At 67.0% G+C, this 12,143-nt stretch carries 7 protein-coding genes; 2 read left to right on the top strand and 5 right to left on the bottom strand.

The features are described from left to right. Positions 1 to 28 precede the first annotated feature (28 nt). Positions 29 to 1,654 (bottom strand): AMP-binding protein, encoded by a 1,626-nt coding sequence (locus tag ASE02_RS21690; protein ID WP_056737331.1) that lies wholly within the window; start codon positions 1,652 to 1,654, stop codon positions 29 to 31. Beyond that, positions 1,651 to 2,910: an MFS transporter gene (locus tag ASE02_RS21685; protein WP_162257209.1), complete on the bottom strand. Its 1,260-nt coding sequence runs from the start codon at positions 2,908 to 2,910 to the stop codon at positions 1,651 to 1,653. Before ASE02_RS21685 ends, ASE02_RS21690 begins: the two co-directional genes overlap by 4 nt. A 418-nt stretch (positions 2,911 to 3,328) precedes the next feature. Between ASE02_RS21685 and ASE02_RS21680 the strand changes: the two genes are divergently transcribed. Further along, entirely contained in the window at positions 3,329 to 4,801 is a 1,473-nt protein-coding gene (locus ASE02_RS21680; RefSeq protein ID WP_056737327.1) for a carotenoid oxygenase family protein, read from the top strand. Between the two features lie 82 nt (positions 4,802 to 4,883). Here the strand turns inward: ASE02_RS21680 and ASE02_RS21675 are convergent, their stop codons facing one another. Further along, entirely contained in the window at positions 4,884 to 6,242 is a 1,359-nt protein-coding gene (locus tag ASE02_RS21675) for an MFS transporter (RefSeq protein WP_056737325.1), read from the bottom strand. Positions 6,243 to 6,477: 235 nt separating this feature from the next. Here ASE02_RS21675 and ASE02_RS21670 point away from each other — a divergent pair, with 235 nt between their 5' ends. Then, complete coding sequence (locus tag ASE02_RS21670; RefSeq protein ID WP_156406171.1) at positions 6,478 to 8,688, top strand: TonB-dependent receptor; 2,211 nt, start codon at positions 6,478 to 6,480, stop codon at positions 8,686 to 8,688. Here the strand turns inward: ASE02_RS21670 and ppc are convergent. Then, positions 8,685 to 11,372, bottom strand: coding sequence for a phosphoenolpyruvate carboxylase (ppc, locus tag ASE02_RS21665; RefSeq protein WP_056737322.1), 2,688 nt, complete (start codon positions 11,370 to 11,372; stop codon positions 8,685 to 8,687). The two genes, ASE02_RS21670 and ppc, sit on opposite strands and share 4 nt — an antisense overlap. 138 nt (positions 11,373 to 11,510) lie before the next feature. Continuing rightward, entirely contained in the window at positions 11,511 to 12,131 is a 621-nt protein-coding gene (locus ASE02_RS21660; RefSeq protein ID WP_056737320.1) for a glutathione S-transferase family protein, read from the bottom strand. Positions 12,132 to 12,143: the final 12 nt, after the last annotated feature.

Below are 12,143 nucleotides of genomic sequence, written 5' to 3'. Positions count from 1 at the left end.
GAGGTCTCAAGACCTCCGCCCTGATCTTTTAGTGGGTGGACAGCTTCTCGCGCTTCACCGTGATCCCGGCGGCTTCCCGGTCCCAGGTCTGGCCGGTCACGCCTTCCTTGCGCAGCTCGACCTTCTGGATCTTGTTGGTCGGGGTCTTCGGCAGCTCGGCCTCGATGCGCACGAAGCGCGGCACCATGAAGTGGGCCATGCGCGGGATCAGGAACTCCAGCAGGGCCTTGGGGTCGATCGTCGCGCCGGGCTTGGGCGCGACGCACACCATCACCTCCTGCTCGCCGCCCGGTAGATCGACGCCGTAGGCGGCGACCTCGCGGACGTCCTCATAGGCGGCGACCTCCATCTCGATCTCCAGCGAGGACATGTTCTCGCCGCGACGACGAATGGCGTCCTTCTTGCGGTCGACGAAATAGAACAGGCCGTCGGCGTCGCGCGACAGCAGGTCGCCGGTGTGGAACCAGCCGTTGCGCCAGGCCTCGGCCGTGGCTTGCGGATCGCCGAGATATTCCTTGAACAGCTCCCAAGGGCGGTCGCTGCGGATCACCAGTTCGCCGACCTCGCCATCAGGCACGGTCTGGTCGTTGGCGTCGACGATCCGGCACTCGACGCCGGCCCGCGCGCGGCCGCAGCTGCGCATGGTCTTCTCGTTGACTTCGCTGATCAGCGGCGAGGAGACCTCGGTCATGTTGAACCCGGTCACGTAGTCGAAGCCGAAGCGCTTGGCCAAGGCCACCGTCTCTTCGGACACCGGGGAGAGCGTACAGATCCGCAAGGGGTTGTCGCTGTCGTCGGGGCGCGCCGGCTCCTTGTGCAGGAAGCTGGTCAGGGCACCGATAAAGCCGCTGCAGGTGGTGGAGCCCGTCTCGCGCACCAGGCTCCAGAACCGGCGGGTGTCGAAGGCCTCGAACAGGGCGATCGAACCGCCGCTGGCCAGGGCCGCCATGATCCCGCTGATGCCGCCGACATGGAACATGGGCAGATTGACCAGCATGCGGTCGTCGGCGGTCATGTAGCCGTAGGTGATGCGGGCGGTGGTCCACTCCTGGACATAGGAGGTGACTACGGCCTTCGACGGGCCGGTGGTGCCGGAGGTGAAGATGATCACCGGCGTGTCCCAGGGCTGCACCTCCACCGCCACGGCGGCCGAGGCCTCACCGTCCAGGGCGGCGAGCGGTTCGATGACCAGCGGCAGATCCAGCTCGTTCGGCCGCGCGCCGGTCAGGATCATGCGCTCCAGCGATCCCAGCGACAGGCCCGGCAGGCGGGTGGCGAGGTCGGGGTGGACCACCAGGATGCGCGCGCCGGTCTTGGCGATGGCGTGTTCCAACAGTCGCCCGCGGAAGCTGGTGTTGATGGGGGCCAGCGCCGCGCCGGCATAGTTGGCGCCGAACCAGGCGCGCGCCAGGGCCGCGGAATTGGGGGCCCAGGCCGCGACGATGTCGCCTGGTTTCACGCCGCGGGCCTGCAGGGCCGCGGCGGTGGAGAGCGCGATCTGCCGTGTCTGCGCCCAGGTCCATTCCTCGCCGTTCTCGAAGCGCATAAACACCTTGTCGGGCGTCGCGGCGGCGTGGCGGTCTATCAGCCGTGCGACGACGCAATCCTCGGCGCTGGGGGCCTTGGCGGCGTCGAACCATACGGGGTGGGTCATGGGTGTTCCTCCTGCCAAACCGCGGCCTTCGCGACGCTGGTTCGGAATGCGAAAAGACTCCAGGCGAGCAAGCCCGCCGCAAGCAATAGGGCCGTGCCGCTGACCAGGCCAAGCGAGGCGCCGATGCGGCCGCCCAGCAGGCCGTCGCTGAGGCCGGCGACAAGGGTCGGGCCAAGGCCCAGCGAGATCAGATTGCCGATCAGGAAATAGGCCGCCGTCACCTGGGCGCGCAGCTGGTTTGGCGCGATGGCCTGCAAGGCCGCGGCAGGCAGGCCGTTGACCATCCCAAAGCCGAAACTGGCGATCGCCAGCATCACCAGCATCTGACGGGTGTCGGCCAGGAACGGCGCGATGGCGGCGAAGGGCGCGCTGGCGAGCATGGTGAGCGCGGCGACACGCACGGGCGCGTCGGTACGGCCCTTGGCGCTCAGCTTGTCGGAGAGCCAGCCGCCGAGCAGCACGCCTGGCGTCGAGAGGCACAGCAGGATCGCGCCGTAGCCTAGGCCGACCTGCCCGGGCGTCCAACCATGCAGGCGGATCAACACCGCCGGTGTCCAGGCCATGTAGGAAACCCCGGCGATCCCAAAGACTGAGAAGCCGAGGATCAGCGGCGCCAGGGCCGCGCGGCGCGACCACATGAAGGCGCCCAGCCCTTGCTGCGCCTGGGTGGTCTTGGCCACGCCTCGGCGGGGCGGCTCGCGAACCAGCAGGAACAACGCTGCGATCAGCAGTCCCGGGGCGCCGACCAGGACGAAGGCGGTCTGCCAGGGCGCAAGCTCAGAGAGAACGGGCAGGGCGATCGGCGGCGCGGCGGTCAGCATGTCGATCACCTGGCCGCCAATGATGAGGGCGAGGCCCGCGCCGACATAGGGGCCCATCGAATAGACGGCGAGCGCGCGGGCGCGGCGCTCCGGCGGGAAGTAGTCGGAGATCAGCGAATAGGCGGCCGGCGACAGGGTCGCCTCGCCGATGCCGACGCCGATGCGGGCGGCGAACAGGCCCCAGAAACTGGCGGCGAAGCCGCAGGCCACGGTCATCAGGCTCCAGACCGCGACCCCGACCAGCACGATCATTCGGCGGCTGCCGCGGTCGGACAGCCGCGCCAGTGGCAGGCCCATCAGGGTGTAGAACAGGGAGAAGGCGATGCCGGCCAGCAGGCTGAACTGGGTGTCGCTGATCGCCAGGTCGCGGCGGATCGGGTCCACCAGCAGGGTCAGGATCTGTCGATCGATGAACGAGCTTGTGTAGGCGACCATCAGTACGGCCACCGCGAACCAGGCGAGGGTAGGGCTGGGCCATCCTGTCGGCCGGGGCGACGTGTCGAGCGCTGGAGAGGCGCGTACGACGACGCCTTCCTCATAAACGCTTTCGCCCTGCGATCCGCCCATGCCTGTTCCTCACCGGGGCGGGGAATTGCAGATCCGCGCCTGGACCTCGGCGACCGCTTCGGAATGGCGGCGCTGCGAGGCGTAGTTCTCGGCATACACTGCAATAGTCTCTAATTGAAAGTCATATTCGCGTCGGATGCGCGTGGCGCTGACGGCGCGCGTCGCGATGCCGCGAGTTACTGGTGAATTGGAACTAAAAGTGCTCGCGGTCTGAAAACTCCGCGCTATGATGCGTGAAATCAGGGTCGACCCATCGTGTCGGCTCAAGGCAAATGGGGAGAGCGCCATGCCCGTCGAACTGGTCAACCGCGTCGCGTCCAGCTTGAAGCCGAACGACCACCCGTACATGAACGGCGCCTGGACCCCGTCGCATGACGAGTTCAACGCCACCGGGCTGGAGGTGATCGGCGAGGTTCCCGCCGATATCGACGGCGTCTATGTGCGCAACACCGAGAACCCGGTGCATGAGCCGATCGGCCGCTACCATCCCTTCGATGGCGATGGCCTGCTGCACATCATGAGCTTCAAGGACGGCAAGGCGGAGTACCGCAGCCGGTTCGTGCGCACCAAGGCCTTCATGGCCGAACAGGAAGCTGGCCGCGCGCTGTGGGCCGGCCTGGCGGAGAACCCGGCGTTGTCGGAACGGCCCGGCTGGGGCGCCCACGAGGGCCTGAAGGATTCGTCCTCCACCGACGTGATCATCCACGCCGGCAAGATCCTCTCGACCTTCTATCAGTGCGGCGAGGGCTACCGGCTCGACCCCTACACGCTCGAGCAGGACGGCGTGGACGGCTGGACGCCGATCGACGGCATCTCGGCCCACCCCAAGGTGGACGAGCACACTGGCGAACTCTTGTTCTTCAACTACTCGAAGCACGCCCCCTACATGCACTACGGCGTGGTCGGTCCCGACAATAAGCTGAAGCACTACACCCCTGTGCCGCTGCCGGGGCCGCGCTTGCCGCATGATATGGCGTTCACCACCAACTACTCGATTTTGAACGATTTCCCGGTGTTCTGGGAGCCGGAACTCCTGAAGCGCAAGCTGCACGTGGTGCGCTTCCATCGCGAGATGCCCTCGCGGTTCGCCATCCTGCCGCGCTACGGCACGGCGGAAGACGTCAAATGGTTCGACGCCGATCCAACCTATGTGCTGCACTTCCTCAACGCCTACGAAGAGGGCGATGAGATCATCCTCGACGGTTACTTCGAGGAGCAGCCGGAGCCGAAATCCAGCAATTCGGCGCCTCCCGGCTACGAGCGGATCATGGCCTTCCTCGATCAGTCGGAACTGCAGCCCAAACTGCACCGCTGGCGGTTCAACATGACGACCGGCCAGACACATGAGCAGCACCTGGACGACCGCGTCCTGGAATTCGGCGTCATCAACAATCAGTACGCCGGCCGCAAGTACCGCTACGCCTACAGCGCGGTCTCCAAGCCGGGCTGGTTCCTGTTCACCGGCCTGGTCAAGCACGACCTGGACACCGGAGCGAGCGTCTGCGCGGACTTCGGCGAAGAGCGCTATGGCAGCGAACCTGGCTTCGCGCCCCGCGTCGGCGCGACCAGCGAGGACGACGGCTACCTCGTCACCTTCGTCACCGACATGATCGCCGACCGCTCGGAGTGCGTGATCTTCGACGCCCTGAAGCTTGAGGCGGGGCCGGTCTGCCGGATCATCCTGCCGGGACGGATCTCCAGCGGCACCCACGCCACTTGGGGCCAGGGCGAGGCGATCCGGGCCGCTCAAGGGGCCTGATCCCCCGTCCATCGACCTGAACGAAGAAGGGCCCCGGTTTTCACCGGGGCCCTAATCTTTTGGGAGGTGGAGGCCCGGACGTTCAGGCCGCGGCGATCATCTCCTCGTCCACCGCCCGGACATAGGGGCGGATGGCGGCGACCAGGGCCGCGATGCCGATCGGCAGGACGACGGCGGTGACGATGGCTACCGCGACGCCGATCTTCTTGGGATCCTTCAGCCAGAGGTCGCTGATCAGCGCGACCGCCGTCGGGCCGACGGTGAAGGCGACGATGTTACCGATCAGCAGGTAGATCGCCATCACCCGCGCCCGCAGGCGGTTGGGGGAGATGGCTTGGAAGGACACGGCCGGGAGCCCCTGGGTCAGGCCAAAGCCCAGGCACATCAGCGCCAGCGACGCGGCGGCCAGTTCTCCGGTCGGCGCGAAGGGCGCGGCGACGGCGAACGGAAAGCCCGCGATCGCGCCGATGACGGCGACCCGCAGCACCGCGTCCTTGCGGCCGGCGGCGGCGAAGCGGTCGGCCCACCAGCCGCCGATCAGAATGCCCGAGGTGCTGCCGACCAAGAGGATGGCGCCGAACACCGCCCCGACCTTGCCGACCTGCCAGCCATAGTTCCGGATCAGGAAGGCGGGCGCCCAGGTCAGGTAGGCGGCGATCACCACGCCGACCAGGGAATAGCCGACCGCCAGCAGGGTGAAGGCCAGCCAGCGCTCGCGGAAGAACGGAGCGAGCGGCGCGGAGGGCGCGTGGGTGGCGGCGCCCAGGCCCTGGCGCTTGGGTTCGCGCAGCAGCGCCATGGCCAGGACCAGTACGGGGCCGGGCAGGCTGACGATCATGAAGGCGACCTGCCAGCTCTTCAGGGCGCCGATCATCGGCAGGACGATGGGGGGCGCGGAATTGGCCCACTCCACGACCGCTCCGCCGATGATCAGGGCCATGCCGACGCCGGCGATGGAGCCCATGGCGTAGACCCCCATGGCGCGGGCGCGCCGGGCAGGGGGAAAGCTGTCGCCGATCATGGAATAGGCGGCGGGGGAGAGGCCGGCCTCGCCGATGCCCACACCGATCCGCGCGGCGAACAGGCTGATGAAGCTGCTGGCCAGGCCGCAGGCGGCGGTCATGGCGGTCCAGACCGCGACGCTGATCATGATCAGGTTGCGGCGCGATCCGCGGTCGGCGACCCAGGCCAGGGGCACGCCCATCACGGTGTAGAAGAGGGTGAAGGCCAGGCCGCTAAGCAGGCTGAACTGCGTGTCGGTGATGGCCAGGTCGCGGCGCAGCGGTTCGATCAGCAGGGTCAGGATCTGCCGGTCCACGAAAGCCACGGCGTAGGCCGTCATCAGGACGAAAACCGTCGCCCAGGCCCTCGACGCGCTTGGCCAGCCGAGATCTGGCGGGCCATCCGCCAGCAGGGGCGAACCGCTGATCTTCTGAAGCATCTGGTCGCCCTCCCAAGGCGTGGCCGCTGCGGCGGTTCTGGGTATGACGTTTCCCTGAATAGTATTAAATTGCAAGTCATTCTGTGTGGCCTTGGCGCCGCATCTGCGCGCGTGAATAAGCGACTTGCAAAAAAAGACTTGTCGATAAAAGTTCCTTAATGCAAGTCTATCGGAAACGGGAAACCATCCCGATACGGCAAGCGGTCCGAGGGGCCGCTATTAGGGGAAACGCGACGTGAGCAAGCATGCACTCATTCTGATGGCGACGGTCGCAGCGGGCGCGCTTCCGATAGCCACATCCGCCGCGGCGCAGACCGCTGAGCGTGGGCCGTCGGTGGAAGAAGTCATCGTCACCGCCAACCGTCGGGAAAGCCGCCTGCAGGACGTTCCCAGCGCCATCAGCGCGATCACCGAACAGGCTCTGGAACGCAACCGGATCGTCGATCTGGGCTCGCTGTCCAGCAGCGTGCCGTCGTTCAGCATGACCGAGAGCTCTGCGCTCGGCAAAGAACTGAGCATCCGCGGCGTGACCAGCGTCCGCATCCTGGACGCTACGGCCGAACCCTCGGTCGGCCTGTTCATCGACGAAGTCTATCTGTCGCGCATGGGCTCGGCCTTCACCGACTTCTACGACCTGGAACGGGTCGAGGTGATCCGCGGACCGCAAGGCGTGCTGCTGGGCAAGAACGTCGTCGGCGGCGCGATCAGCGTCATCACCGCCAAGCCGAAGTTCGAGAACGCCGGGGCGGCCACCGTGTCGTTCGGCAACTACAACAGCAACATGACCAACGGCTTCGTGACCGGGCCGCTGAGCGACACCCTGGCCGCGCGTGTCGCCTTCCAGACCCGCAACCGTTCCGGCTACAGCCGCAATGTCCTGCGCGGCGAGGACATGGATGATCTGAAGTCCTATCAGGGCCGCGGCGAGTTGCTCTACCGGGCGAAAGACGCCGACCTCCAGGCCTTGCTGACCTTCGACTATGGCTCGGCCGAGACCAACGGTTCGGCCCGGGTCATGAGCGACGACCCCTTCGCGGCGGGCGTCGGGGCGATCGCCGCCTATCGGGCGCGCAACAATTTCGGCCCGCGCGATGCGACCAGCCCGCAGCACGAATACACCCGTCGGATCACCCGCGGCGCCAGCCTGCGCGTCGACTGGGGCGTGTTTGAAGGCGCCAAGCTGACCTCCATCACCGGATGGCGCAGCTCCAAGGGCGTGATGGGCTTCAACCAGCTGGGCGTCGGTTCGCCTCCCGGCCTGGCCGATACGTTCTACTCGACGTCGGAACGTCCGGAGACGATCAGCCAGGAATTCCGCCTGGTGTCCGACAACCCCGACAGCCGCTTCGACTGGATCTTGGGCGTCTTCCATCAGCAGGACGACGTGACCCGCTACGACTCCAACGTCGCGACCACCTCGACCAAGATCGCCGCGCTCAGCGGGACGTTCCTCTACAAGAACGTGGCCGATCTGAAGACGACGGCGGTGTTCGGCCAGCTGGGCTTCAACATCACCGACCAACTGAAGGTGACCGGCGGCCTGCGCTACACCATGGACGACAAGAGCGGCGTGCGGACGGCGTCCTGCCTGGAAGACGGCGGCGATGGTCTCTGCGTCGCGGCGCTGGTCCTGGCCAAGGGCCAGTCCTTCACCGTCAACTATGGCAAGGATTGGAACGCCCTGACCCCGCAGGCGATCCTCGAATATCGCCCGAACGAACGCGTCATGGTCTACGGCAGCGTCGCCAAGGGCTTCAAGGGCGGCGGCTGGGACCACCTGCCGTCAACCGCGCGCGCGGCCGGCATCGGCTATGATCCGGAAAAGGCCACCAACTACGAACTTGGCGTGAAGTCCGACCTGTTCGATCGCCGTCTGCGCTTGAACGTCGCGGTCTTCAAGATGGACTACAAGGACCTGCAGTCGCAGCAGCTCGTGCTCGAATGCCTGTGCCTGATCACCAGCAACGCCGGCTCTGCGATCATCAAGGGCATCGAGGGCGAGGCCACCTTGGCGGTGACCGAGGCCCTGACCCTGACGGCCTCGGGCTCCTATCTGGACGCCAAGTACGACAAGTTCGTCGACGGCTCCGGCAACGTGTTCTCCGGCAACCGCATCCAGCGCTCGCCGAAGTACAAGTACGATATCGGCGGCACCTATGAGTTCGGCGTCGGGTCGTGGGACAAGGCCTTCAGCCTGCAAGCCAACTACACCCGCCAGGGCAAGAGCTACTGGACGCCGAACAACACCAACGCCCAGAAGCCCTTCGGCCTGCTGGACGCCTCGCTGCGCCTGAAGCCGCAGGACGCGCCGTGGTCGGTCACGGTCTGGGGCAAGAACATCACCAACGAGCTCTATGCGGTGGCGTCCCAGCCCTTCTTCGGCGACCTGATGAACTACTACGCGCCGCCGAAGACCTACGGCGTGGACCTGAAGTACGAGTTCTAGCCGCTGTTGCGCAGGCCCGCGGCGACGCCGTTGATGGTGAGGTGGATGCCCTCTCGCACCGCCTCATCGGCGTCGCCCGCGCGCCGCCTGCGGATCAGTTCGATCTGCAGGTGGTTCAACGGGTCGATATAGGGCAGGCGGGTGCGCAGGGCTTCGGCCAGCTCCGGATGCCGATCAAGCAACGCCCCTTGGCCGCTGATGGCCAGGAGGGCGTTTGTCGTTTTCTCCCACTCGGCGCTGATCCGGTCGAAGATCGTCGAGGCCAGGATCTTGTCCTCGACCAGGCCCGCATAGCGCCGCGCGATGTTCACGTCGGCCTTGGCCAGCACCATTTCCATATTGGCCAGGGTGGTGGCGAAGAACGGCCAGGCCTCATGCAGGTCGTTGAGCTCGCTCAGCGAGACGCCTGAGGCCTCGACCGCCGAGCCGAACCCGTACCAGCCGGGCAGCATGGTCCGCGACTGCGACCACGAGAACACCCACGGGATCGCCCGCAGGCCCTCGATGCTGCGCGTCGGCTGGCGCGAGGCCGGGCGGCTGCCGATGTTCAGCTCCACGATCTCGGTCAGCGGCGTGGCGGCGTAGAAGTAGTCGACGAAGCCGGGCGTCTCGTAGACCAGGTTGCGGTAGGCCTCCATCGAGGCCTGCGAGAGCTTGTCCAGGGCGCCGCCGTGGCGGCCGGCCAGGTTCTGGTCCGAGGTCTTGGCCAGGGAGGCGAGGACCACCCCGGCGGTGATGGTCTCGAGGCTTTGGCGGGCCAGCAGCGGGTCGGCGTACTTGTTGGCGACGACCTCGCCCTGTTCGGTGATGCGGATGCGGCCGCGCACGGTGCCTTCGGGTTGGGCCAGCAGGGCCTCGTAACTGGAGCCGCCGCCGCGCCCGACCGTGCCGCCGCGACCATGGAACAGCTGCAGGCGCAGGTCGGCCTTGTCGGTGACGGCCAGCAGGGCCTTGGACGCCTGATGCAGTTCCCAAGTCGAGGTGAGGTAGCTGCCGTCCTTGTTGGAGTCCGAATAGCCGATCATCACCTCCTGCAACCGCTCATCGGCCAGCAGGCTCTTGATCAGCGGCAGGGCCAGATAGGCGCCCATGGTCTGCGGCGCGGCGCGCAGGTCGGGGATGGTCTCGAACAGCGGCTCGGCGAAGATCTCGGTGCTGGGCGTCTCGCCCGGATGGAAGAGGCCGACCTCCTTCAGGAGGATGTAGACCTCCAGCAGGTCGGAGACCGAGGTGGTGTTGGAGACGATGTAGGCCCGGATGGCTTCGGAGCCATAGCGGCGGCGCGATTCAGCCGCGGCGCTGAGGACCGAATATTCCCGCTGGGTCTCCTCGCCGTACTGCGCGAACGGCGAATAGAGCAGCCGGCCGTGGGCGAGTTCGGAGAGCAGCAGTTCGCAGCGCGCGGCTTCGTTCAAGGCCTCGTAGTCGGCGCAGACGCCGGCGACGCTCATCAGTTCGGCGACCGTGCGGGCGTGAACCGCCGAGTTCTGCCGCAGGTCCAGCGTCGCCAGGTGGAAGCCGAAGATGTCCACGGCCCGGATCAGCTCGGGCAGGGGGCCGGTTGCGAAGATCTCGCCCTGGCTCTCGATCAGCGCGTCGAGGATGGTCTGCAGATCGGCCTTCAAGGCCTTGGCATCTGGATAGGGTTCAGCGACCAGGGTGGCGGGGCGGGGCGGGGCCTCTCCGGTCAGCAGCGGATAGGTGGCGGCCAGGCGGGCGTAGACGCCGCGCAGGGCCCGGCGGTAGGGCTCGTCCAGGCGGTGGGGCGAGGCGTCGCCGGAACTGTCGGCCAGCGCCTTGAGGCCCGGCGTCATCTTGGCCAGTTCACTGGAGATCGACAGCTCGGCCCCCAGCGCGTGGATGCGCTCCAGATAGGCTTGTAGGGCCGCCTGGGACTGGCGGGCGAAGGCTTGGCGCTGGACGGCGGCGGTGACGAACGGATTGCCGTCGCGGTCGCCCCCGACCCAGGAGCCGATGCGCAGGAAACTTGGCAGGTCAGCCTTCAGCTGGCGGCCCCAATGGGCGTAGAGGCGCGGCAGTTCGGCCAGGAAGCTGCGCTCGAAGTAGGAGACCGCCGTCTCGATCTCGTCGATGACGCCCAGGCGGACGCCGCGCAGCAGCCGGGTGCGCCAGAAGATCGCCACCTCACGCAGAAGCTCGGTCTCAAACCCTTGGCGCTCAGCCTCGGTGCGGGCCTTCTCCCAGGCGGTGAAGGCCGCGGCGATGGCGCCGGCGCGGTCCAGCACGCTCTTGCGGCGCACCTCGGTCGGGTGGGCGGTGATCACCGGGGCGATCAGGCCGGCGGCCAGAAGTTCCGCGACTTCGGCCGCGCCGACGCCCTCGGCCTCCAGCGCGCGCAGGCTGCCCGCCAGCGTGTCGGCCCGGGCGTCGCCATCCTTCATCTTGTCGCGTTGGATGCTGTCTTCGGCGATATTGGTGATCTGTAGGAAGCAGGCGAACGAGTGGGCGAACCGCACGGTCTCGGTCAGGTCGAGGCTGCGCAGCCGCTCTTCCAGCAAGGCCGCATTGGCCGCGCCGCCCTCGCGGTGGAACGCCACCGAGGTCTTGCGGATGTCTTCGATGCGGTTGAACAGCGCCTCGCCGTCCTGCGACTTGATTACATCGCCCAGCACCTTGCCGAGGAAGCGCACCTTGGCGCGCAGTTCCGAGGGGGCTGACTTCACAACTCGATCTGGCACTGGCTCTTCCGCTTCGCGTGTCGGTATCGCCGTTCTCTACAGTCCCACGGGCGCGCCGTCGCCTATGACCTTGGTCTTAGGCGACGGCCGGGACGCGGCGATGTTCAGGCGTGAAGAGCCTGATCAGGCGACGGCGGGTACGGGGAAGGGTTCGCGCCAGGCCGGCAGGGCGTTCAGGCGCTCATGCCACCGCTCCAGTTCGGGAAACTCGCCCAGCGGGATCTTGGCGCCCTCGGCGTAGGGCAACGACACGGCGAGCGCGAAGTCGGCGATCGTCAGGCCCTCGCCGACCACGAACTTGCGGCCCGTCAGGTGCGAGTTCAGGACCGCCGCGAACTTGCGGAAGTTGGTGGTCGCCTCCTCGACGGCGGCGGGGTCGGGCGGCCCAATGTTGAACTTGGCCTTGATCAGGTGCTCGAAATAGAGCGTCCCGGCGTAGTGGGTGAAGTGGGTGAGGTCCCAGCTTAGCCACCGCACGACCTCGATCTGCCGCTCGTCCCGCGGCCAGAGATCCGAACCCGCCTTGTGGGCCAGATAGGCCATGATGGCGTTGGATTCCCACACGACATGATCACCGTCGGTGAGGACTGGAACCTTGGCGTTGGGGTTGAGGGCCAGGAACGGCGGGCTCTGCTGCTCGCCCTTGCCAAGGTCGACCTGGACGTACTCGACGGGCGCGTTCAGGTGGCGTGCGACAGCGCAGGCCTTCCGGGGGTTCAGGACTTCCGCATAGTAGAGCTTCATAGCCGTCTCCTT

The organism is Phenylobacterium sp. Root700 (assembly GCF_001429025.1).
Classification (GTDB): domain Bacteria; phylum Pseudomonadota; class Alphaproteobacteria; order Caulobacterales; family Caulobacteraceae; genus Phenylobacterium.
Note: the sequence above shows the minus strand (reverse complement) of the source record. Positions and strands in the feature narration are given on the sequence as shown.